General features: G+C 67.6%; 19 protein-coding genes and 4 pseudogenes. 8 read left to right on the top strand and 15 right to left on the bottom strand.

What is annotated here, in order from left to right; translation table 11 throughout:
* On the bottom strand, nt 1-113 hold a 113-nt coding region (locus ABT147_RS42305; RefSeq protein ID WP_351416741.1), incomplete at its 3' end, for a transposase.
* Between the two features lie 264 nt (nt 114-377).
* On the opposite strand from ABT147_RS42305, the gene ABT147_RS42300 reads away from it, so the two are divergent.
* From ABT147_RS42300 to ABT147_RS42280, 5 genes and pseudogenes are all read left to right on the top strand, one after another.
* Entirely contained in the window at nt 378-644 is a 267-nt protein-coding gene (locus ABT147_RS42300) for a DUF6192 family protein (protein WP_351416739.1), read from the top strand.
* Nucleotides 599-934, top strand: a complete 336-nt coding sequence (locus tag ABT147_RS42295) for a hypothetical protein (protein WP_351416743.1) — start codon at nt 599-601, stop codon at nt 932-934. The genes ABT147_RS42300 and ABT147_RS42295 overlap by 46 nt, the downstream gene beginning before the upstream one ends.
* Nucleotides 935-970: 36 nt before the next feature.
* Entirely contained in the window at nt 971-1,972 is a 1,002-nt protein-coding gene (locus ABT147_RS42290) for an AraC-like ligand-binding domain-containing protein (protein WP_351416735.1), read from the top strand.
* A 122-nt stretch (nt 1,973-2,094) separates the two neighbouring features.
* Complete coding sequence (locus tag ABT147_RS42285; RefSeq protein ID WP_351416732.1) at nt 2,095-2,604, top strand: hypothetical protein; 510 nt, start codon at nt 2,095-2,097, stop codon at nt 2,602-2,604.
* Nucleotides 2,605-2,851: 247 nt separating this feature from the next.
* Nucleotides 2,852-3,796: pseudogene (locus tag ABT147_RS42280) on the top strand (alcohol dehydrogenase catalytic domain-containing protein); the annotation flags it as partial.
* Between the two features lie 169 nt (nt 3,797-3,965).
* Here the strand turns inward: ABT147_RS42280 and ABT147_RS42275 are convergent.
* Entirely contained in the window at nt 3,966-5,102 is a 1,137-nt protein-coding gene (locus tag ABT147_RS42275; RefSeq protein ID WP_351416730.1) for an amidohydrolase family protein, read from the bottom strand.
* Between the two features lie 548 nt (nt 5,103-5,650).
* On the opposite strand from ABT147_RS42275, the gene ABT147_RS42270 reads away from it, so the two are divergent.
* Nucleotides 5,651-6,106: a transposase gene (locus ABT147_RS42270; protein WP_351416728.1), complete on the top strand. Its 456-nt coding sequence runs from the start codon at nt 5,651-5,653 to the stop codon at nt 6,104-6,106.
* A gap of 394 nt (nt 6,107-6,500) precedes the next feature.
* Nucleotides 6,501-7,250, top strand: a pseudogene (locus ABT147_RS42260) (transposase domain-containing protein); the annotation flags it as partial.
* A gap of 25 nt (nt 7,251-7,275) precedes the next feature.
* On the opposite strand, the gene ABT147_RS42255 reads toward ABT147_RS42260, so the two are convergent.
* From ABT147_RS42255 to ABT147_RS42195, 13 genes and pseudogenes are all read right to left on the bottom strand, one after another.
* Nucleotides 7,276-7,656, bottom strand: a complete 381-nt coding sequence (locus tag ABT147_RS42255) for an AQJ64_40280 family protein (RefSeq protein WP_351368705.1) — start codon at nt 7,654-7,656, stop codon at nt 7,276-7,278.
* Between the two features lie 430 nt (nt 7,657-8,086).
* The gene (locus ABT147_RS42250; protein ID WP_351368707.1) at nt 8,087-8,758 is read right to left on the bottom strand and encodes a response regulator; all 672 of its coding nucleotides are present in this window, start codon (nt 8,756-8,758) and stop codon (nt 8,087-8,089) included.
* Nucleotides 8,755-10,116 (bottom strand): sensor histidine kinase, encoded by a 1,362-nt coding sequence (locus tag ABT147_RS42245; RefSeq protein ID WP_502983258.1) that lies wholly within the window; start codon nt 10,114-10,116, stop codon nt 8,755-8,757. Before ABT147_RS42245 ends, ABT147_RS42250 begins: the two co-directional genes overlap by 4 nt.
* A gap of 110 nt (nt 10,117-10,226) precedes the next feature.
* On the bottom strand, nt 10,227-12,347 hold the full coding sequence (locus ABT147_RS42240; RefSeq protein ID WP_351416725.1) for an MMPL family transporter: 2,121 nt from the start codon (nt 12,345-12,347) through the stop codon (nt 10,227-10,229).
* Nucleotides 12,348-12,605: 258 nt separating this feature from the next.
* Nucleotides 12,606-12,852, bottom strand: a pseudogene (locus ABT147_RS42235) (TerB family tellurite resistance protein); the annotation flags it as partial.
* Nucleotides 12,853-12,923: 71 nt separating this feature from the next.
* Nucleotides 12,924-13,055, bottom strand: coding sequence for a hypothetical protein (locus ABT147_RS47500; RefSeq protein ID WP_351368731.1), 132 nt, complete (start codon nt 13,053-13,055; stop codon nt 12,924-12,926).
* A gap of 311 nt (nt 13,056-13,366) precedes the next feature.
* A complete protein-coding gene (locus ABT147_RS42225; protein WP_351416723.1) occupies nt 13,367-13,693 on the bottom strand; it encodes a hypothetical protein in 327 nt (108 codons plus the stop codon).
* Nucleotides 13,686-14,678, bottom strand: coding sequence for a recombinase family protein (locus tag ABT147_RS42220; RefSeq protein WP_351416721.1), 993 nt, complete (start codon nt 14,676-14,678; stop codon nt 13,686-13,688). Before ABT147_RS42220 ends, ABT147_RS42225 begins: the two co-directional genes overlap by 8 nt.
* Nucleotides 14,679-14,795: 117 nt before the next feature.
* Nucleotides 14,796-18,587 (bottom strand): tetratricopeptide repeat protein, encoded by a 3,792-nt coding sequence (locus tag ABT147_RS42215; RefSeq protein WP_351416719.1) that lies wholly within the window; start codon nt 18,585-18,587, stop codon nt 14,796-14,798.
* A gap of 49 nt (nt 18,588-18,636) precedes the next feature.
* A complete protein-coding gene (locus tag ABT147_RS42210; protein ID WP_351416717.1) occupies nt 18,637-18,966 on the bottom strand; it encodes a trypco2 family protein in 330 nt (109 codons plus the stop codon).
* Nucleotides 18,967-19,183: 217 nt separating this feature from the next.
* Nucleotides 19,184-19,447: pseudogene (locus tag ABT147_RS42205) on the bottom strand (Tn3 family transposase); the annotation flags it as partial.
* Between the two features lie 174 nt (nt 19,448-19,621).
* Nucleotides 19,622-19,954 (bottom strand): ATP-binding protein, encoded by a 333-nt coding sequence (locus tag ABT147_RS42200; RefSeq protein WP_351416714.1) that lies wholly within the window; start codon nt 19,952-19,954, stop codon nt 19,622-19,624.
* 289 nt (nt 19,955-20,243) lie between these two features.
* Complete coding sequence (locus ABT147_RS42195; protein ID WP_351416712.1) at nt 20,244-20,831, bottom strand: hypothetical protein; 588 nt, start codon at nt 20,829-20,831, stop codon at nt 20,244-20,246.
* Nucleotides 20,832-21,358: 527 nt separating this feature from the next.
* On the opposite strand from ABT147_RS42195, the gene ABT147_RS42190 reads away from it, so the two are divergent.
* Nucleotides 21,359-22,528, top strand: coding sequence for a S8 family serine peptidase (locus tag ABT147_RS42190; protein WP_351416710.1), 1,170 nt, complete (start codon nt 21,359-21,361; stop codon nt 22,526-22,528).
* The last annotated feature ends 126 nt before the right edge of the window (nt 22,529-22,654 follow it).

Raw genomic sequence — 22,654 nt, 5'->3', positions numbered from 1 at the left:
TCGGCCTCGGCCTGCCGGATCCAGTTGCGCAGGGCCTCGTGATGCACACCGAGTTCCTCGGCCATGCGGCGGATCACGGGCTTCGGCTCGGCGGTTGACGGCGGCCATGACAAGCGGCTCTGATCAACATTTCGGGATGACCGAGCGTGATCGGCTCACGGTGTGAGCAGGATGCGGCGTCGGAGAAGATCGAAGTTGGCCCGTCCATAGCCCTGTCGCTTGAGGAATTTGACCCGGTTCACGTGGCCTTCGACGATGCCGCTGGAGTAGGGCAGTGTGAGAAGCTGTGTCGGAACCGGCGATCAGTGACTTTCTGTGACTGATACCAGTCGGTGGATCCGGGCGCTGCGAGCCGCAACAGTGAACCGGAACCGGCCATGTTGGCTCGTTGTCTGGTGATGTTGGTGGTGTGGGGTGGAGTCTGGGTTGCATCGCCGGGCAGGGGTTCCGCAGCCGACGCAGGACGCCGACGCTTCGGCACGCGCCGGGTGATGTGCCATCGCCCCCAGGAGAAGGTCGAGGCGATCCGTGAACTGGCGCGCGATGACGAGGCGGTGGCGGCGCAGGTGGCCACCGACTTCCTGCGCCGGCCGGAGGTGTGGCGTTCAAGGCCATGCGCGATACCAAGGCCGGGGAGAACGTGAACGAGGCCCGGTTCGAGCAGGCCGGGCTCGACGACGACGAGTTCGACGAGGGGTACGAGGAAGCCTTCGGCGAAGAGGGCAAGCCGTTCGGCCTACCGTGGTGGGAGCCGAGTGAGACAGGGCAACGTTCGGCAGTGGGAGTGACGTCGCGTGCCAGCGTTCACAGCCGAATGGCCGGGGGGACAGGTGTGCACAGGGTCGTACTGCGTCCCGAAACACGCTGCTTGCCGGCAGGCCGCCGCAGGCGCGGATCGCACTCGCTGCTGGACCCCGATGGCCGTTGCCTGTGAACGGCGTTGATGTCCGTCCTAGGGAGGGAGCAGCACGTGCTCGTGACGGAGATTTCCACAAGCCGATTGCCAGCAGCGGAGAGGTTCGACTACTGGCGCGCCATGACAGCGGACACGCTGACCCCCGACGCGCAGAGCAGTGATCACACATCGGACTTTCGTGCAGAGCTGCGGTTGCTGTTGCTGGGTGCGGTGCGCGTCGGCGCACTGACCTACCCCTCACTGCAGACCCGCCGGACCAACCGGCTGATCAGACAGTCCGATCCCGAGAATTACCAGCTCACGCTCACCGTGAGCGGCCGCCATCGGATCATCCAGGCAGGCCGCGACACAACGAGCACGGCGAACGATCTGCTCCTCTATGACACATCGCGGCCCTGGCACGGCTGGGCAGCGGCCGACTCCACTGCCGTTCGGGGCATCACGGTGCAGTTTCCCCGTCGGCTCCTGCCGCTTCCGCAGGCCACAATCAAGTCCCTGGCCGCTGTGTGTCTTCCCGGCGATAGGGGAGTCGCTGGTCTGCTGAACAGCTTTCTCAGACAGATCGTCACCGATGCCGCCTCCTATACCCCTGCCGACACCTCACGACTGGCGAAGATCACTATCGATCTGATGGCCGCTGCCTGCGCCCACCACTTCGAAGCGGAACAGCGGCTGCCCCCTGAGACACACCACCACGTCCTGTCCTTACGAATCCACGCGTTCATCGAGGAGCACCTGTCCGACGTCGACCTGACCCCGACTGTCATCGCCGCAGCGCACAACATCTCCACCCGCCACCTGCACCGCATCTTCCACACGACAGGCATGACGGTGGCCGGCTGGATACGCCGTCGGCGCCTGGAGAACTGCTCCAGAGACCTCGCGGACCCCCGCCATGCCAACCGCCCGATCCACGCTGTTGCCGCCCGCTGGGGCTTTCCCGACAAGGCCCACTTCAGCCGGGTTTTCCACTCCGCCTACGGCGTGTCGCCCAGCGAGTACCGCCGCGAACTCACCGGACCAACAAGTCACGCATCGTCAACCTCAGGGCCCTGAGAGACAACGACGCCTCCCGCGCATCACCGACATGCTCAAAAACAGCGCAGTCGGCGTTCCACACCGCACTGAACCGCCTGCGCAGACATATCGCCAACAACAGAATCGGGGCGTCCTCAACCATGAATGCCATCGCCCGCCGCACCATCGCCCTGACCACAGGACTCTTGCTGTCCCTGGTCACAGCCCACACTGCGGCCGCCACTCCCGCCGCCGCCGTCTTGGATGCGGGAGCTGTGGAAGCCGCTGCCTGCCCGGGACCGGGCGCGCGTGTCAAGACATCCACGGCACCGGACGTCTACCTCGTCGACCCGGAAGGCTTCCTGCGCCACATCCCCAGCTCGACGGTCTACCTCCAGCTGTATAACAACTGGAGCTACACAACGATCAGTGACAGCGAGCTCTACAACTGCTGGCCGTACGCCGATCCGGGGCAGTACCCACTCACCAACGCGTACCTGGTGAAGACCAGCAGCAGCCCCAAGATCTACATCTACGACTGGGGCCGCGACGGCTACCGCTGGATCATCAACGCGTCCACCTTCGAGGTCAAGTACGGCTTCTCCTGGGGGAAGGTCAAGACACAAGAACTCGACCCCGGCTCCATCCTCAACTCCTGGCCTTGGGACTAGAGAAGCTGCGTCAGAACCGGTGGTCTGTGACGTTCTGTGACTGGTGAACCTGTCGGTGATGCCGGGCGCCGCAGGCCGCGATAGGGGCCAGAATTGGCCATGTTGGCTCGGAATCTGGTGATGTTGGTGGTGTGAGGTGGAGTCTGGGCGCATCGCCGGGCCGGGGTTCCGCAGCCGACGCAGGACGCCGACGCTTCGGCCCGCGCCGGGTGGTGCGCCATGGCCCCAATGGTGGAGATGGTCGGGAAGGTCACGCGGAGCCGTTCCTCCCGTCGTGCCTGGGGTCGGCGGCGTGGGACGGGTCGTCCACGTGGGCCCCGACGCCACCCGGCTGCGCCCCGGCGACCTGGTGTGGTGCGACTCGACGGTGCGCTCGCGGGATGACGCCCTGACGCCCGACATCACGCTCCAGGGCTGGAGTTCCCGCGGCGAGGGCGGCGCGCGCCTCGCCCGGTACCTGCACGACGGGTCGTTCGCCGAGCTCATGCGGGTCCCGACGGAGAACGTCTTCCCGCTCCCCGCAGCGGCGGGGGACGACCCGGCCCGCTGGGCCGCGCTCGGCGTGCACGTCATCCCTTACGGCGGGCTGCTGGCCGGCGGGCTCGCAGCCGGTGAGACGCTGCTCGTCAACGGGGCCACCGGCAACCTCGGCAGCAGTGCGGTTGCGGTGGCACTTGCCATGGGGGCGGGCCGCGTGGTCGCCCCAGGCCGCAACCAGGCCGCGCTCGACCTCCTCGCCGATCGGTTCGGTCCGCTCGTGCGCCCGGTTCCGCTCACCGGGGACGAGGCCGGCGACCGCGCGGCGATGTCCGCGGCGGCCGACGGCCCGATCGACATGGTGATCGACCTGCTACCGCCGAGCGCACCCAGCTCGGCAGCGCGCACGGCAGCCATGACCGTGCGCGAATACGGCCGCGTCGTTCTCATGGGCGGCGTCGGCATGCTCGGCGGCGACAACCTCGCCCTCCCGTACCCATGGATCATGCGCAACTCGATCACCGTGCGCGGCCAGTGGATGTACCCGCGTACAGCGAACGTCGGCATCATCCGGCTCCTCGCCTCGGGCACCCTGGACCTCGCCACCGAACGGGTCCGGTCGTTCGGCCTCAACGCCGTCAACGAGGCCGTCACGTACGCCGCCTCACGTGGTGGCCCATTCGACCGCACCACCCTCACCCCACCGGCTCACTGACAAGACCGACTGATCCCCACATGTCGCCGCCACGTCCCCGCCCTCACGAGCGTAGGCCGCCATGCTGCTACTTCTCGCGAACAACCATGAGCCTCAAGATCACCAACTGCTGCCCGAACGGACGAAGATTCGCGCAAAGCATTCTTTCACTCCGGCCGCCGCTGGCGTATCACTTCACGGACACTTTCATTCTGAACAGTTTCTCCGCATTTCGGAACGCAATCTTTTCCTTGTCTTCGCGTGGCAAATCGACTCCGCGGAACCAGTCGGTCTGCTCCTTTATGTCCGCGAACGGGTAGTCGGTTGCGAACATCACTCGATCCACACTTATGTACTTCAGCAGGAGATCGAGCAGTTCGGTCTGGGGGAATGCGCTGGTTGTGACCCAGAAGTTGTCCTGGAAGTATTGCGCGATGGGCCTCTCGAGCGATTCTTTGGTCGGCTCGCCCATGTCATTGACGATCCGCTCGTAGTAGAAGGGAAGACCTTCGCCCATGTGGCCGATGATGATTTTCAGTTTGGGGAACCTGTCGAAAACCCCGTACGTGATCATCCGAATGCATTGGGTCAGCACCTCCTGGTGCCAGCCATATCCAGACCCACTAAGAATGTAGTCTTGGAACTCTTCCGTGTATTTAGACCGTGTGGTGCTGTAGTAGATCTTGAAGACCTCGTCAGCTGGATAGCCGGGATGCAGGTAGATCGGCACATCGAGAGCAACGGCACGTGCCAGCACAGGCTCGAAATCGGGATGATCGAGATACTTCTTCGTGATGTGTCCGTTGGTCAGTGCGCCCAAGAAGCCATCTTCCCGAACCGAGCGTTCCAGTTCGTCCGCCGCCGCCTCCGGGCTCTGCAAGGGCAAGGTGGCGAAAGCCTTGAAGCGACCCGGATATTTGGCGATTGGCCCGTCTACAAGTTGCCGGTTAAGACGATAGGCAAGGTCGATACCCCTCTGCCCAGGGACATTTTGTACGGAGGGTGTATGAGCAGAGAGGATTTGAACGTTGAGTCCCCCCTTATCCATATCGCCGATGCGGCGTTGGCCTAGATCCGAAAGACCAATTTCCTCAAGGAACGCTATGTGATCCTGATTGATGGAGTTCAGCTTCAATAACGTGGGAGTCGAAAAGGTCTCCTCCGTGCCGATGAAGGGCAGGTCCTGGTCCCGCCGTGAAATGTCCGAAGTCTTGTCCGAAGTCTCGTTCTCGCTCACTTCCGAGGCAATGGCGTGCGTGGACAAGCCGGCACCAACGCCAAGTGCCGTGCTGGCGGCGAGAAAGCTGCGGCGTCCCATGGGCTTCATGTCAGTCCCTCTCTTCAGGCGTTTGTGTGGTGAGGTATCCGTACGGCATCCGTCTGCGAGATGCTTCAGGGGGTCTTCGCGTCCTGCTCGCGCACCGCGGCAGCGCTCAGGTCGAGGAACCGCTCGCCGGTGCGCAGCGGCTGTGGTGGAGCTGACGACCGCCCGCGTGCGCGCTGTGCGGGCCGGCCGCGGCGGGCCCCGCACTGTTGTCGGCGTGTGACCCCGCATGCGGCGACAGGGAACGCCGTCGCCAGCGCCCTGGTGGCCACCCCGAACCTCCGCAGTGGACTATCAGGTTTCTGCATGGCCTCAACGCTAGGCCCGATTCCGTTCTGTTTCGTCATACTGCGGTCGTCATCCCTCGGGAGACAGGCGGTACGACGTTACTCCGACGGGAGTACTCTCCGGAGCGCCATTCGACACCCGCACGACAATCAAGGCCCGTCGCAACTGGGCCCGAAGTCCAGGGGCTGCCGGAAGATTTCAAGTCCAGTGAGACGGTCGTGACTCTATGAGGTTTGTGGTGCGGGTGCCCTGCGCTTTCCCCGATGGTGCTGCGTCGACTGCCATCACTAGCCTTCTACATACGGGTTGCATCGTTTATCCGCATGCCTACTTCCCACCGAGCGAACCTGAGACGAACGTTAAAGAGCTGCTCACGCGCTCTGGTAAATGATCAGTCGTGGGAGCTTCTCGCGCCGTTGCTTCCGCCGTGGCCCGATGAAGGCGCCCGGTCCGCGGCCGGTGCCGGATCGGCAGTGCCTGCAGGGCATCTTGTACGTGCTGCATACCGGATCGGCTGGGAAGACCTTCCGCAGGAACTCGGCTTCAGGTCAGGCATGACGTGCTGGCGGCGGATCAAGCGGTGGATCAACGCCGGGGTGTTCGACGATCTGTATCGGATCCTGCTTGCCCAGCTGAACGCGGCAATCGACGCAGCCACATCGACACGAAAAAGGGGGTCCCGGACCTTGAGTTCGCCCCCATTTCTAGCCCCCACGTGAGCGGAGTCGAGGACCACGCGCGAAACGTCGATGAGGCCGGCGTCATCGATTCGGTGCAGCACCGCCTCGTGCGGCCGGCCCCACACCCCGCCGCGACCAGATCGCTCAGACCGCCAAGCGGTCTGCGGAGTTCGCCGACTGCTACCAACGGATCGCGCACCGCCGGGGCAAGAAGATCGCCACCACGGCGATCGCCCGCAAACTCCTCGCCCGCGCCTGGCACCTGCTGCACGAGGCGGAAGACCGTCAACGGGCAGCGTGATGGCCATGACCGCCGACCGGACATATCCGCAGGGAGGGACACCGACCCCGGGTGAGCTCGCATCTACCCATGAGACGGCAGCGCCGCGCTCGATGACCTGAATGAGCAGCCCGGTCCCCGGAACCCGGGGTCATGTCGCAGGCCGCCCGCCGATGCCGAATGGGTGGATGCGAGTCTTCTCCGCACGACCACATCCCGGGGACGAAAGGCGTCTCGAACCACCCTGCACGCACTACGAGTTCGGCCCTCCGGGCGGGCCAGCATTCCTCCGCCCAGAGGGTGCACTACGCCCTTGACAGGCTCAGCCCTCACGGGTGGGTGTATCCGTCAGGTCTGGTGGATGGTGCGGTGGCCGCGTGCAGTCGGACGGAACAACGCAGACGCCTGCTGCTGGTCCGGCTGGTGATGTATTTCGTGCTCGGGCTGGCCCTGTTCTCGCCGGCGCCGTATCTGGACGTGATGCGGCATTTGGTCGAGGGCCTTCGGGGTCAGGGCCTGCTGGGCGACTGGCACATCCCGGCGAAGTCGTCACTGTTTCGGGCCCGGCAGCGGCTCGGCCCGGAGCCGCTGCGAGTGCTGTTCACCACGACCGCGAAACCGATGGGCACCGAGGCCACTCCGGGGGCGTTCTGGCGGGGGCTGCGGCTACTGGCGGTGGACGGGACCTGCTGGGATGTTGCCGACAGTCCCGCCAGCGAGGCCGCCTTCGGCCGCCCCGACAACGCCCGCGGCCACGACAAGAGTTCCCTTCCCCAAGTGCGGATGGCCTGCCTGATCGAGGTGGGCACGCACCTCGTGCTGGACGCCGAGCTGGCCGGCTGCCGCACCGGGGAAGTCACCCTGGTGGGCCGCCTGCCCCGCTCCTGCGACGCCGGTCAACTGGTCCTGGCCGACCGCGGGATGTGTGTCAGGTGCCAGGGCGAGCACGCCACGCTTCCTGGAGCGCCGGCTGCACGTCTTCCCCGAGAACGAGGTGTGTCGTCCTGCCCGGCAGGGTGGGCAGCTCAGCCCAATGAGTCACCGTGTCATCGTCGGCAAGACCGTAGGACAGACGGACATATCCGTCAGAGTCGACGAAGCAGTCCCTGTGTTCCGTTCCGTCCTCACTGAAGTGCCGAGTCGTGAAGTACATCGGCCTTACCAGCCAGAACGCCTCCTTCACCGGGTTCTCGGACTCGGCGCTGTCAGCTGGGTACCGGCCCGTGACCGCCGCTGCCACCGGTACACCGTCCTGCGGTAGCCTTTCACGTGCGTCGATCCAGGTCGTCTGGGTGTTCAGATTCGCCATCCCTCTCCTCAGTCAAGCGTTCGGATGCCTGTTTTTCGCCCATGCGCCCGCACATCGGCAAGACCGTTGTACCGATCTCGGCATCCGGTAGGACTGCCCGGCGCTTGCGCAGGTTGAGTGAGCCGGGACGAACGCGGACCGAACACTTCCGACTTTCTGCCCTCCCTCTCGGATCGCGGCAGATCACCAGCCGACACCGCGACCTCATTTGCAACGATCAGTAAGAACTCCGGCCAGGGCTTCGCCGGTGTCGTCCACCGGAGCACAGCAGCGGGTGGTAGCCGAAGCCGCGCTTGTAGGTCGCCGCTGCCTGCTCCTTTTCGGGTGGGAGGTGACCAGGGTGCAATGCCCGTGCAACCACAGGGACTTGAGGGACCGTACAACCGACCCCCGGAACGCAACCTGAACCCGCCCCGAAGTCGGTCTGAACTCAGACAGTCCCAGGTATCACAAGCCCCGACTCGTACGCCACGATCACCAGTTGCGCCCGGTCCCGCGCCCCCAACTTGCCCATGATCCGGCTGACATGGGTCTTCGCGGTCAGCGGGCTGAGTCCCAACGCGTCGGCGATCTCGGGGTTGTTGAGACCGCGTGCGACCAGCGCGAGCACCTGCCGTTCCCGGTCGGACAGCTCGCTCGGCCCGCCCACCGCGGATGGCGTCCCGGTGTTCGGCGCGCGCAGAAAGCGGGCGATCAGCCGCGAGGTGGGGCCGGGCGAGAGGAGGGATTCCCCCGCGGCCACCGTCCGGATGGCGTCGAGGAGTTCGGCCGGCCTGATGTCCTTCACGAGGAAGCCGGACGCCCCGGCCCGCAGTGCCTCGACGATGTTCTCGTCGGTCTCGTACGTCGTCAGGACGAGCACCTTCACCCCCGCGAGATCCTCGTCGGCGGCGATGAGCCTGGTCGCCTCGATCCCGTCGAGGTCGGGCATGCGGATGTCCATCACGATGAGATCGGCCCGCGCCGACCGGGCCAGCGCCACGGCCTCCCGGCCGGTGCCCGCCTCGCCGACGACCTCCATGTCGCCTGCCGACGAGACGAGCATCGCGAAGGAGGCCCGTACGAGGTTCTGGTCGTCGGCCAGCAGTACGCGGATGGTCATCGAACCTCGTCCTCCCGGGACAGCGGCAGTGTGGCGGTCACCTCGAAGCCCTCGGCGGGCCCCGGGCCGGCGTCCAGTGTGCCGCCCACGCTTCGGGCCCGCTCCCGCATTCCGATGAGCCCGAACCCCGGCGTGCCGTCGGACGGGCCCGCTCCGCCGCCCGGGCCGTCGTCCCCGCTCGTCCCGTCGTCCCTGACACTCACCCGCAGTGCGCCGTCCGCGGTCCACAGACCCACTCGCACGGTGAGGTCCTCGTGGCCGCCGTGACGTACGGCGTTGGTGAGCGCCTCCTGCACGATCCGGTACGCGGCGGCGCCCACGGAGGGCGGGATGTCGTCCGCGCGGACGGACAGTTCGACCTTGGCCCCGGCCACCCGGCCGCTCTCCGCGAGGTCGGTCAGTCCGTCGATCCCGGGCAGCGGCCCCCGCATGTCCTCGGCCCCGGAAACAGAACCGGACACGGGACCGGGCCCCGGATCCGCGCCCACTCCCACGACCGTGTCCTGCGCCCGCAGCACCTCCAGCGTCGTACGCAGTTCCCCCCGGGCGGTCCGGCAGGTCCCCGCGATGTCGTCCAGTGCCTGGGCGACGGCCTTGCGGTCGAGGCGCTCGGGGTCGGCGGTGAGGACGTGGGCCGCCACGGACGTCTGCACGCCGATGAGCGTGATGCTGTGGGCGAGCAGGTCGTGCAGGTCACGGGCGATCCGCAGCCGTTCCTCGGCGACGCGGCGCCTGGCCTCCTCCTCCCGGGTGCGCTCCGCCCGTTCGGCCCGCTCGACGATGGAGGCGGCGTACAAGCGGTAGTAGCGGACGGCGATACCGATGAACAGGACCGCGATGATCCAGCCGGAGATCTCCAGGGACTCCAGCGCCTCGTCCTGGTTCGTGAGGCCGTTGCTGATGGCTGTCGGGCCGAGGACGGCGACACCGGTGAGCAGCGTGCGGCGTACGGTGCCGGTCGCCGCCACGGTGTAGAGCGCCAGGACGATCGCTGGGGCTGGCAGGGCAGGGTTGTAGTCGAAGGCGTAGTACGGAGCCATGCAGGCCACCACCCCGAGCAGGGCCACCAACGGACGGCGGCGCCGCCATACGAGGGGCATGTGCCCGGCGAGCAGCAGCATCCAGCTGAGATGGTCGGGCCGTGTCCCTTCGCCGCCCGTCAGGGTGATGGCCAAGGCGAGCACGGCGACGCCCAGCGCGAGGACCGCGTCGTTGCGGGTGCGGTGCGGTGCGGTCAGCGGTTCGCGGTTGATGGCGGACATGATGCGCTCGACGTGACGGGACCGTCCGCCGCCACCGGCCGCCGTCTCCGCCGCCGACCGGTCGCGTACCTCTGTGGTCGTTCCCCGTTCTTCCACGGCTCCATCTTCCGGTACTCGTGCGGGAACCTGGGCGCCCCTACGGAAGGAGAGGCACCCGGGCGGGCCTGCGGATCAGCGTGCTGGATCAGAGCGTTCGATCAGCGTGCTCAGGGTGCGCCGACGGTTTCCGCCTGCCGCGGCGGCTCGGTCGGTCCGGCCGACCCGGTCCGTTCGGCCGGCCCGGGCTGCCGTGAGAGCACGCCCGGCCACCACACCTTCCGGCCCAGGGCGACGCTGGCACTGGTCACCAGATACGTCCGTACGAGGAAGGTGTCGAGCAGGACGCCGACGGCGATCACGAAGCCGAGCTGGACCAGCTGCACCAGGCCCATGTTCGTCAGCACGGCGAAAGTCGCGGCGAGGACGAGTCCGGCGGAGGCGATGACGCCGCCGGTGGTGCGCAGTGCGGTGAGTGCCGCCGTTGCCGGTTCCGCTCCCGCCAGGGACTCCTCCCTCATCCGGTGCATGAGGAAGATGCCGTAGTCGACGCCGAGTGCGACCAGGAACACGAAGGACAGCAGTCCGAGCCCCGGATCGGTGCCCTTGAGGCCGAGGAGCGGTTCGAAGACCAGTCCGCCGATCCCGAGGGAGGCGCCCCACACCGCGACGACCGCGACCACCAGGAGCAGCGGTGCGACCAGACTCCGCAGCAGTCCGATCAGGATGAGCATCACGAAGACGAGGACGAGTGGTACGACGATCTTCGTGTCCCGGGCGTTGGTGACCTCCAGGTCGATCTGCTGGGCGCTGTCCCCGCCGACGTAGGAGCCCTTCAGTTCGTTCCGCAGGGACTTGATGGTGACGGTCTCCTCCGCCGACTGGGGTGCGCTCTTCGCGAAGACGGAGATCTCGGTCCAGCCGTCTCCCGTACGCCCCTTCTCCGCGCTGCCGACGCCTGGTGTGCCGCGGACGGTCGCGAGGGTCTCGTCGGCGTGCCCCTGCGGGGTGATCACGTCGATGGGCTGGCTGCCCTGCCCGGGATAGGCCTTGGCGAGGGTCTCCATCGCGACGATGGCCTCCGGCTTCTTGACGAAGGAGTCCTCCTGCTTGAGCGGTCCCGGCAGGTTGAGTGAGCCGAGGGCGAGTGCGCCGAGCAGTACGGCACCGCTCGCGAGTACGGTCAGCGGCCTGCGTCCGGCAGAGCTGCCCATCGCCGAGAACAGACTGCGCCGCTGCTTGGGCGTGCTCCCGAAGGCGGGCACGAGCGGCCAGAACACCCGCCGTCCGGCCAGCACGAGGACGGCGGGGAGCAGGGTCATCATCGCGATCAGCGCGCACATCACACCGACGGCGCCGAGCGGGCCCATGCCCTTGCTGCTGTTGAGGTCGGCGGCGAGCAGGCACAGCAGTCCGGCGGCGACGGTGCCGGAGGAGGCGAGCACGGCGGGCCCGCAGCCGCGCAGGGCGGCGACCATGGCCTCGTACGGTCGCTCGATGCGCCGCAGCTCCTCCCGGTAGCGCGAGACGAGCAGCAGCGCGTAGTCCGTGCCCGCCCCGAACACGAGGATCGTCATCACGCCCGAACTCTGCCCCGAGACGGGGGTGCCGAACGCCTGATTGAGGCCGTAGGAGACACCCATCGACATGAAGTCGGCGATCCCGGCGACGACGAGGGGCACGAGCCACAGCACGGGGCTGCGGTAGATCAGGATCAGCAGTATGGCGACGACGGCGACGGTGGTGTAGAGCAGCGGTCCGCCGAGCGAGTCGTAGACCGCGCCGGAGTCGGTGGACAGCGCGCCAGTGCCGCCCACATCGACGCTCAGCCCGCCTTCGTCCTGGGCGACTTTGCGAACGTCGGTTACGAGCTTGTCCTGCTGCTCCTCGTCCGCCCCGGGCTCGTTGCTGGTGACCGGGTACATCAGGGTCGTGCCGTCCTTGGACGGAATCCCCTCGGGAGTACCGCCGATCAGCTTGTGCTGCCGGCTGATCTCCGCGACCTGCCCGGCCGCGGTCTCCCGGTCGGCGGCGCTGAGCCCGCCGTCCCGGTGGTAGACGAGCAACATCTCGGTGGCCTCGCCACCGGGCAACTTCTCCTCGATCTTCGCTACTTGCGTCGAGTCCGCACTCGCCGGCAGGTAGTCGGTGACCTTGTCGTGCTGCACGCTGCCGAGCTTCGCCGCGAACGGCCCAACGAGCGCGATCACGGCAATCCACAGCCCGAGCATTGCCCATGGAACGGCTCGCCCGCGCCCCGTCCTCGTCGTGGTTGTCTCTCCAGCCCTCATCGACCGATCTCCCTCCGGGTGACGTCTACTTCGGTCCCCAGACTTCCGGTGAGAACCACGGCTTTCGTCGGGCGGGAGGGCGAGGTGACGCGTACTGCCGGGGGTGACGGCGGCTGCGGATTACTCCCTCGGGAGTAAGCGGCGGACGGCACGCCGCCCCGGAAGAGACGCGGGGAACCGCGCGACCAGCCCTCACCGACCCGCAGCAGAATCAGCCCCCCGCCGGGAGGGCGCGAGGGGCCCGGGCCCACCCGGGGCTCACGACGGCGTCCGCGCCGCCGTGAGCAATCGCGTCACATCATCCGCACAGATCGTCAGCGCAGCGCCCACTGCAGCGAGGGTCTCCCGTTCGGCAGGCGTGTACGGCCCGTCGGCGAGAGCGATACGAGCGCCCTGGAGAAGGATGGCCTCCCGGCCGGCTGGGGGCCAGATGGGGCGCCAGCGGGTCCAGGGCCTCGTGGAGCTCTATGGCCAGCCTGGGCCCGCAGGGTTCGCCTAAGATCCGGCGCCATGCGGTGAGGGTGGAGGCGACCGGACCGTATACCTCGCGCTGGTCGCGCAGGAGGGCCAGGTCGGCTATTGCCTCGCCGCCGTCGACGAGCAGGTGCCGCACGGCCGCAACCGGTGCAGCGCATTGGCGAAGGAGCCGGTCAGACCGGTGGCGTCGGCGAGATCGGCCAGCAGGCGTGATCCCGCGTGGCTGACCACTCCGTGACCGTCGGCCGAGACGACGAGCTTGGGACGCGGGTAGTGTGCACGCAGAAAGTGCCTTCCTGCTGTGGTGACAGAAGCCTCTAGGCAAGCCTCAACGTCCCAGCTCACAAGGCACTTTCGTGTTTCCGCTCAAGATCCGGACACGACAGCAAGTGAAACGCGCAGGTTAGGGGCCGGACCGCGTGTTCCTGCGGAACCGAGGCTGCGGCATTCGGGTCATGTCTTGTCGGGTTCCTGGAGCCAGCGCTGGGGGCCAACGGAACAGCCAGTATCGGTGACGTTGATCTTGATGTCCGATCGGTGAGCTACGAGGGCGGCGCCGTGTCGCTGACGAGCCGCAGGACGGGAGGCGGTGGGGCGAACTCGCCGAGTTCCAGTGCTGCCTCGCGCCAGTCGGCGGCGAGCTGAAGCAGGCGTTCGCTGTCATGGCGGTAGCCGGGTGGCGGGGTGTTCGGGACTGCTGGCCAGAGGATGGTGGCGGCGAACCGGAGCGCGTGCATGGCCGCGGTCGCGTGGGGGTCGACGCCCCCGCCTTCCAGGCGTCGCAGCATGTCGAGCCGGGCTGCGGCACCGAGAAGTTCGTCGAACACCTTCGCGTACTCCTGCGCGCGTACGGTCGCGAGGTCATCCACGGGGGTCTCCGGCGTTTGGGTGGGGCTGGGTCTGGAGGCGCTGGCGGAGGTCGATCTCTTCGAGGGTGAGCGAGTCCACGGGCCGGCGGATGCGGACGGGCTTAGGCCGGAGCGGCAGGTCGTCGTCCGACCCGGCGTCTTCGGTCTCAGCGAGTGCCCGGTAGAGCGAGGCGACAGAGGGGTGCTTGCCCGCGTTCTTGCCGGTCTTGATGGTGAGCTTCTTCGCGATCTCCGGTACGGGGACGCCCTTGTTCTTAAGCGCGACCGCGAAGGTGAGCATGTCGTCGTCGATGACCTTCGGGCGCCCGCCACGGTTGCCCTTGGACGCGGCGATGACCTGGCCTTCGAGGGTCTTCTCCCGGATGTAGTTGCGCTCGATCTGCCCGGCGACGGCGAGCACGGCGAAGAACATCGCGCCCATGCCGTTGGGGTCGTAGATCCCGGTGAGCGGCCCGGTAAGGAGTTCGAGCTGGATGCCGCGGGCTTGGAGCTCGGCGGACAGGCTCATCAGCTCGGCCGCGTTTCGCGCCAGCCTCTTGAGCTCGTGCACGGTGAAGATGACCGGCGTCTCGGGTGAGGCCTCCTTGAACTGGCGGGCCAGCGCGAGCGCCTTCTCCAGTTCGGGCCGGACCTTCACGCGGGTGCTGATCTGCTCCTTGAAGACCTTGTGGCACTCCGCCCGGTGGAGGGCTTCGAGCTGGCTCGCCAGCTCCTGCCGGGCGGTCGACGTCCTCGCGTACCCGATCCGTACCGGCCGCTCGGTGCGGGGCGCGGGCACGATCGCGAGCGCTGGGCCCTGCTGCCACGCGCGGCCGGGGATCTCCAGCTCTTCGCGGAGCGCGGGGACGAGGACGAAGCGGGGGGTGCGGTACTTCGCGGCGGTCTTTCCGCCGCGGGTGCGGCAGGCGCAGCCGGCGGGCGCGTCACAGTTCGAGCAGTCGTGATGTTCTACCGCAAGTGCTGCCTGACCGGGCGTGAGATCCATCCGAAAAATCTTTCAGAAGAGCTTCGCACAACGTGCGGGTTTCGAGAGGACTTTTGCGAACGGCGACCTGCGGAAACGTGATCACCCGGGGGCCGTTCTCAGAACTCTCACAGATGGTCAATTGTGAGAATCGGGTGGAAGTGCATTCTCGGCGAGCCAGCGACGGACCGCATTCGCCTCTTCCACGCGCCCGAGTCCTTCGAGCAGATCCACCTGCAGGCCCAGCGTTGCATGAAGCAGCGGGATGACCATCGGCAGTGTGTCAGCGTGACGGCGGTACAGTTCATCGGCCTCCTGCGTCGCGCGTAGCGCCTCGGGAAGAGCGCCCTCCCGTGCCAGGAGGAGGGCTGAGGAGGTCAGGGAACGTGCGAGGTCGGGTTCGTAGGCGGCTGGGTTGTCGGCCGCCAGCCGCTGGTAGATGGCCACTGCCTGCTCGGCGGCGGCCAGAGCCTCTTCCCGCCGCCCCGCTTGTGACAGGTACATTCCGAGGTTGGGCAGCGAGTGCGCGAGGTCGGGTTCGTAGGCGGCTGGGTTGTCGGCCGCCAGCCGCTGCCGAATGTCCACTGCCTGCTCGACGGCGGCCAGGGCCTCCTCCTGCCGCCCCACCTGCGACAGGTGCCCGCCGAGGTTGGCCAACGACGTCGCGAGGTCGGGTTCGTAGTCGGCCGGATTGCCGGCCGCCAGCCGCTGCCGGATCTCCAGCGCCTGCTCGGCGGCGGCCAGAGCCTCGTCCCATCGCCCCATGTGCGACAAGTGCACCCCGAGGTCGGACAGCGAGGTGGCGAGACCGGGCGCGTAGGCGAGCGGGTAGTAGGCCGCCAGCCGGTGATACACGGCCACTGCACGTTGCGTAGCGGCTAGTGCCTCTTCCCGCCGTCCCGCTTGCGACAGATGCCCGCCGAGGCTGGACAGCAATGTGGCGAGGTCGGGTTCGTAGTCGGCTGGATTGTCGGCCGCCAGCCGGTGGTAGATGTCCACTGCCTGCTCAGCGGCGGCCAGAGCCTCCTCCCACCGCTCCGTTTCCAACAGCCAGGTGCCGAAGCCGGTCAGCAGTGTGGCGAGGTCGGGTTCATAGACGGCTGGGTTGCCGACTGCCAGCCGCTGGTAGATGGCCACTGCCTGCTCGGTAGCAGCCACGGCTTCGTCCCGCCGACCCGCCTGCGATAGGTACTTCCCGAGGTTGAAGAGGGTTTCGCCAAGCCCCGCTTCGTGGGCGGTCGGGTTGTCGGCCGCCAGCCGCTGCTGGATGTCCAGGGCCTGTCCGATGGCGGCCAAGGCCTCCTCCTGCCGCCCCGCCTGCGACAAGTGCATTCCCAGGGTGGACAGCAATGTGGCCAGCACGGGTTCGTAGTCGGTGGGGTTGTCGGCCGCCAGCCGCTGCTGGATGTCCAGGGCCTGTCCGATGGCGGCCAAGGCCTCCTCCTGCCGCCCCATCTGCGACAAGTGCATTCCCAGGGTGGTCAGAGTGGCGGCGCGCGCGGGTGCGTGGGCGGCGAGGTCTTCGGCTGCCAGCCGACGATAGATGACCATTGCCTGCTCGGCGGCGGCCAGAGCCTCTTCCCGCCGCCCCATTTGTGACAAGTGCATTCCGAGGCCGGACAGTGAGGCGGCAAGCTCGGATTCGTGAGCGGGGTCTTCGGCCGCCAGCGGACGATAGATGGTCACTGCCTGCTCGGCGGCGGCCAGGGCCTCTTCCCACCGCCCCACTGCCCTCAACCGGGCGCCGTGGTGACTCAGAGCGGCGGCGCGTTCGGCCTCGTTGGGCATCACCAGACGAATGCCGAGGTCGCCGGGTTCGGAGACCACCAGGATGCGGTTCGCCTGCCGCCGGTCGGCCTGGGTGAGGGCGGTGGACAGCCGGAGAGCGAGGGGGGCGGTGACCGGGGACGGGAAAGGGAGCACAGACGTGGTGTTCTGGAGGACGGAGCGGGTGAGGGGGGTGGAGTCGAGTGCGGTGTCGAGGGCACGGAGGACGTTTTCGCTGTCGTCGGTGCGATTGGTGTTGTAGTGGGCGATGGCGGCGCGGGCCAGGACAGTGATCGTCTGGGTCTGTTGGGCGGGGGTGCCTGCGGCAAGGAGGGCGGGCAGTGCGATGCCGCTGTCTTCGAGGGTCTGGGAGACGTGGTACTCAGCGACGCGGTCAGGTTGCAGGGACCCCCAGTAGCGGTTCTTCTCGGCGGGGTACAGGGAGGCCAGCCAGGCCGTGACGGACGGGGTCTCGCGTGCGGACAGGCCGGGCAGGGTGGTGATGACGCTCAGGGCTTCGTCCCGACTGTCGGCCCCGCACAGGGCAGCCGCGGCGACGGCGGCACCCAGAGTGGGAACGGGCAGGTCGAGTCTGTACGTGGAGGTCTTCGCGCTGGCTTCCCAGAAGCGTTCCTCGTGTTTGAGGAGTGTGCGTTCCGGCGGTGTGCCGGGGGATTCGCCGACGGGCCTGGGTCCGCGCTGAAGGAGAGCGACCAGGGCGGTCATCTGCAAGGTGAGGATGTTGTCGTAGCGGGGGTCGCTCAGGTCTGTGGGGGGCTGCAGCGAGGTGGCGAGAGTCCGCCAGTCGTGCGTGGGCAGGGTGGGGACCTCGGGCAGCAGGCGGGCGAGGTCGCTGGTGGCCCGTCGGAAGGCGCTCCGCCTGTCCTGAGCAGATTCGCCGGCGGGGACGAGTGGGCCGAGCGGCCTGACCAGGGCTTCTTCGAGCAGGTCGCGGACGTCGGGGACGGCCTGGAAGGATCCAGTGCGCCACTCGCCGTCGGAGCGGGCCAACAGCAACAGCCGTACGCGGTGGCGCGAGCGGTGCAGGTGGGTGATGAGGCGGCGGAGCAGGCGGGGGCGTGTCTCGGCGTAGTCGACGACCAGGAGCAGGGGCAGGGCGGTGTTGAGGGTGGTGAAGTCGGGTGGTGTGCCGTCGATGGCGGGATCGTCGGTGAGGTCGGAGCGCAGGTGTCCGGTGACCCAGCCCGCCCAGCCGAGGGTGTCGGTGAGGCGGCGGGCGAGGCGGGTCTTGCCCTGACCACCAGGCCCGGTCATGACCCGTATCGAAATAGCGTCGGGTTTGTTCTCGCACCAGGCACGCAGGTAGGCGAGTTCGGCGTCGCGACCGTGGAAGGAAACAGCCTCAGTGTCCGCGCGCAGCAGCGCGGCGGGGGAACGAAAGGTGCGGTCGAGTGCGGCGGCGGTGAGCAATGACGCCGGTTCCACGGGTTCCAGAACGGGTGCCCTGCCGGTGTGCTCCGTGATGAGGGAGCGGAAGCCGGGGTCGGCGAGGAGGCCGGCGCTGGTCGTGGCGGTCAGGCGGGTACCACCGTCGGCGCGGCGGTCTCGGCGTACGACGCCACACAGCAGGTCACCGCCGAAGCCGTCGTCGGTCAGGACGGCGGCTCCCGACATGCCCGACCACTGGCTGTCGCCTGATGTTCCTACGCCGGGAGTAGGGCCGGTGCCCATGATTTCGTAGCGGCTGGCCAGGGAGCCCGTGCCCGGCGCGATGTGGCCGGTGAGCTGTTCGTCCAGGCGTCGGCCGTCCTCGGCGTCTTTCTGCAGGCGGGGGAAGCCCGTCGCGGTAACCGGGTGGGGGCGGGTGCCGATGATCAGGCCGTACCGCTGGGGCGGCCGGGTGAGCAGGTCACCGAGGGACTGCGGTACCTGCCAGCCGTGACCGTCCCGGACTTCGATCAGCGCGGCGTCCACAGTGCCGTCCTTGCGCTGCCAGCGCACAGTCGCGGAGAACTCCTGCTCGTCGGCATCGGGCACGCTCACCCGCACCGGATCCCCGGCGGCCGGATCCAGGCCGTCCAGGACATGGGCGGCGGTCAGCACCAAGCGCGGTGCGACCAGGTACCCCGACCCGAACCCCCTCGTCCTCTTCCCCTCCTTCAGCCGGTCCACCCGGATCTGTACCCGGCGGTCGAACTCCACCAGCACTCCCCCACTCCCCGTCGCCCCCTCCCGTACGCACCCGGAAGGGCTACTCCTCGCCGCTGATGTCCACGTCTCCGCCGCCCGGCCGGTGCGGGGCTAGCTTCACCGTCAACTTGTGGGTGTCCTTCGCGCCGCTCTCCTTCTTCCCGCCAAGGCTGATCACGCTCCACCTCAGCCCGCCGTTGACACCCTTGGTTCCAGTCAGCTCCAGCCCGAGCTCCACCGTGATCTCCCCCAGCGTGAACAACACCCCCTTGTCGCCGCCCTCCACGGGGTCCGCGAGTCGGCTCTGGGCCTCGGCGATCTGCTCCCGCAGCAGCGTGACCGCATCCGCCAGGTCCATCCACTGCCCATCCGTACCGTGCGTGTCGGACATCGTCCTCCCCCTTCTTGGCACCCGGGCACCGCCCGGGCACGGATCCACCAGTTCCCTCACCCGTAAACCGACTGGCCAAACAGCGCCAGCACAACCCGCCGGACCCGCCGACGCACCGGCCCGGTGCCCAGGACGGAGGAAGAAGACGGCAAGCCCGTATCGGCCCCGCTCACACCACCCAACGGACCCAAGAATGCGAAGCCGCCCTGTGCCGGGCTCACTCGACGATGCCGTCGTCATCGTCGTCGAGATCGCTGGCGTCCGGATCGCGTAATGGCCGCAAGCCGTTGACTGGCGAGGAGGAGGTGAAGCTGTAGCGGCCCAGGACGTTCAAGTTCTTGTGCTTGAGCGGGGACAACCGGGCCACGTCCTCGTCCTTGATCTCGTGGCCCTTGGCGCGGAGCTGGGCGACGGCCGCGTCGATGTACCGCGTCGTCCAGAGCACCACGGCGTTCAGAACGAGACCCAGCGAGCCCAGCTGATACCCCGGTCTCCGAGGGGGGAGACCAGGGGCCACCTGCCATGACAGGACAGCCCGGAGGGGCCTATGCGGTCCTCAGCCCCAACGTCGGCAGAGCCGAAGATTGCTTGAACACTCCGATGCACGCGTGTCACCGAGACCAACGCAGCACCACCGGACGTGGTTACGCGAGCGTCAACTACCTCCGTCAGCAACGTGGTTGACGACACCGGTGGGGCACGACACGACGGCGGTCACCGTCTTGCCCGTCGCTTGGACCTCGACCCGCACGTCCACCGACAGCTCCTGCACCAGATGCCAGCCGAACCCGACGGGCCTGGTGGCATCCAAGGGATGGATCCGCGGACAAACGGTGCTGGCGTCGTGGACCGCCACGGTCACCGTTCCCGGCCCAGCCTCCAGCCGGAACCCGGTCACCCCGCCGGCATGCCGCACCGCGTTGGTGAACAGCTCCGACACCACCAGCAATACCGCGTCCACCGCGTCCTCGCCCTCCGGCGCGGCCACGGCCAAGAACCCGCGGGACACTTCCGAAGGAGTCGGTGTGTGGTGGTCAACGCGTCATGACGCAAAGTGGTTGGCAGGGTTGCCGCAGAGCTGTTGGCATGCCGACGTCACGGTGAGTGGCCATCGCGGGGTAACCCGCCCTGGCTTTGTGCCCAGCCCTGCCCGATCTTCGTCGCCGACTTGCTTAGGCACTGCCCCGAGGCTGAACCGGTACTCCAGTAGCCCGCTGGCGCCCGCCGCACCCACTCGCTCCGCCCCCAGCACCATACGTCGCGCCTCGACGGCGGAATCACGAGCAGCCGGGAGAGGCCACAGCGGACTTGATGGTTGCCGCGCGAACCGACGTGACCTCGCCATTGGGGCGCTTGATACGCAGCTCGGTGGGTGTCTTGGTGTCAATGAGGGTGCCGCAGACTCCCGAACCGTCGACCCGGGTGATCTGGACGGCAACTCCTCGTGGCCAGAGGGCGTTACACCCCACCACCACCATCAGGGCCGCCAGGGACACCAGCGCGCAGCGGACTGCAGTGCGCAGCCGCCCAGCGGCTTCTTCGACGAGGGTGCGCTGGTTGACGTACCAGCGTTCCAGCGCCTCGTCGTTGCTGACGTCGACCACCGTGGGCCACCCGTACGCTGCGCGGTTGGCCAGCACGATGGCGCAGGCCGCAGCGACTACCGCCGCGAGCGCCGCGAGGGCCGCAACCCACAGTACTCCCTTGGGCAGGCCCACGAAGCTGTCCTTGCCGGCTACCAGTCCCGCCAGGCCGAAGAGCCCCAGGAGGGCGGTGATGGCCGCGATCCACTTCTCCGCTGCGGAGCGAATGGTGCTTTCGTCGTTCGCCATGGCCTTGCGCGCCGCCTGGGCGGCTTCGAGCATCGAATCGTCTGTGGCAGCACGCACGGCTTGGCCTTCACCATCGGCAGCGAGTCTGACCGTGGCCAGCCACCATCGTCCACAGCTCTGCCAATGACTCGGCGGGGTGGCCCCATCGGGGTGGCCGATCCCGCACGTGCATTCACACGCCACCGTCAGCCGGTCCTTCTTCAAAAGGGCCTCGGGTGCTCCTGCCGCGCCTCTTCCCAGACTCGTTCGCTCCACCCTCTGGCCCGTGTGGTGGCCGCAGACCGGGCACGGCCCTGAGACTCTGGTGACGACGTCCGGAGCGACGCGCTCGACCGTCCAGCCAGCGAGTTCAGCGTCGGTTACCGCATGTCTGCCCTGCAGGTACGTCACCGTCGGGGGCGTCGCCTTGGACCATGTGCTCGGCTTCCAAATACTCCGCTCTGCCATGGTTCGAGAGTCGGGGCCGGTACGCCCTTCGGCTACCGCAGCTCGTCCGGCTGGCCGACGCCCACGCGCCCCGCATGCCGGTGTGCTCCTACCGTGACGTTCAGGAGGTACCGATGTGTGATGCCAGCGCGGCGTATTCCACGGTGGTGGGCCCACGGCGGGCGATGTGGCAGTTGATGGAGATCTGGGAGCGGCTGGAGACGCCGCGCCGGTTCGACCTAAGCCGCCCCGACCCGGTCCAGTTCTGGCAGATCAGCCGTGACGCCGAACGCCAATTCGACAATGAGAAAATCCCGAACATCTCCGTTGTCCACCATCAGGAGCGGATGGGAATCCACATCACAGCGGCCTTGCAGGCCGAACTGACGGCAGGAAATTCAAGGCAGGAAATTCCCGCGCTCCCGCAGCTCATGTGGGAGTCCGGATACAAGTTCACGGCAGCGGCCAAAGGGTCTCACCTTCCAGGAGAAGACCCCCCTCCCGCCGAGCCGGACGGCTATGATGCCGTCCTGAACACGTGGCGCAGCCTTATCGGCAAGCGGCGGGATGTGTTCGAGCCGGGCAGACTCAGACAACTCGTTGAGAGCGTCCCGGACATCCCTGCCGACAGCAAAGCGGCGGGATCCCGGGTCGCGGTACTGGACACCGGCCTGCTCCATGACACCGCCACCATGGTCGACTTCGTCGGATGCGACAAACAGGATCCCCAGACAACGGCCGCGGACGATCGGCACGGACACGGTACTGCGGTGGCCCACGCCATCCGAGCGGTCAACGGGAATGCCGAAATCCACCCCATCCGGGTGCTGAACGAGAACTGCGAAGGGCATTCCTACGAAGTGCTCGCCGGGATGATCTGGGCAATCTTCTCCGGAAAGTACGATCTGATCAACGGCAGTCTGTCGAGTCCGATCTCAGGAGCCTGCGACTCCGCGTTCGGTAGGAGCATCGACTACCTGCTGGCGTACGGCCGCAGTATGTGGGAAAAGGTCCCAGTTCTCGTCGCGGCCGCCGGCAATGAGAAGGGCGTACCGAGCGGCTATCCGGCTCGACTTCACGGCGCCGTCGTCGCCCTTGCCCTGGACAAGAATTCGCAGCACGCAACGTACAATTCCACGCCGCCGCCGAATTCGTTGACCGCAGCGGCCTATGGAGGCACAAAGTCCGACCCGCTGGGTGATTACACGCGCCTGCGGATCAAGAACAGGCGCACTGGATCGGGGGCGAAGATCTGGGGAACATCGTTCGCAGCTGCTGCCATCTCAGGCGCATACCTCCCATAAGCCCCCGTGGCACGGGACCAGACGGAAGCAGTGGACCCCACGAGCCGATCGCGTCGCCACGGGGCGGTGGGGCCAGGCGCCCGCCGCGCTCGGGTTCACCGAGCCGCCCTGCTCCGGCTCTCGCGC

Origin of the sequence: Streptomyces sp. NPDC001868 (genome assembly GCF_040297125.1) — a bacterium.
Lineage (GTDB): Bacteria > Actinomycetota > Actinomycetes > Streptomycetales > Streptomycetaceae > Streptomyces.
This window is presented reverse-complemented; position numbering and strand designations above follow the sequence as displayed.

Coding starts and splice junctions, on each gene's coding strand:
- ABT147_RS42220 (WP_351416721.1), bottom strand. CDS start 14,678: ATGGATCTCACGCCCGGTCAGGCAGCACTTGCGGTAGAACATCACGAC.
- ABT147_RS42255 (WP_351368705.1), bottom strand. CDS start 7,656: ATGGCGAATCTGAACACCCAGACGACCTGGATCGACGCACGTGAAAGG.
- ABT147_RS42190 (WP_351416710.1), top strand. CDS start 21,359: ATGTGTGATGCCAGCGCGGCGTATTCCACGGTGGTGGGCCCACGGCGG.
- ABT147_RS42210 (WP_351416717.1), bottom strand. CDS start 18,966: ATGTCCGACACGCACGGTACGGATGGGCAGTGGATGGACCTGGCGGAT.
- ABT147_RS42240 (WP_351416725.1), bottom strand. CDS start 12,347: ATGAGGGCTGGAGAGACAACCACGACGAGGACGGGGCGCGGGCGAGCC.
- ABT147_RS42300 (WP_351416739.1), top strand. CDS start 378: ATGTTGGCTCGTTGTCTGGTGATGTTGGTGGTGTGGGGTGGAGTCTGG.
- ABT147_RS42195 (WP_351416712.1), bottom strand. CDS start 20,831: ATGCTCGAAGCCGCCCAGGCGGCGCGCAAGGCCATGGCGAACGACGAA.
- ABT147_RS42250 (WP_351368707.1), bottom strand. CDS start 8,758: ATGACCATCCGCGTACTGCTGGCCGACGACCAGAACCTCGTACGGGCC.
- ABT147_RS42285 (WP_351416732.1), top strand. CDS start 2,095: ATGAATGCCATCGCCCGCCGCACCATCGCCCTGACCACAGGACTCTTG.
- ABT147_RS42270 (WP_351416728.1), top strand. CDS start 5,651: ATGGTGCTGCGTCGACTGCCATCACTAGCCTTCTACATACGGGTTGCA.
- ABT147_RS42275 (WP_351416730.1), bottom strand. CDS start 5,102: ATGAAGCCCATGGGACGCCGCAGCTTTCTCGCCGCCAGCACGGCACTT.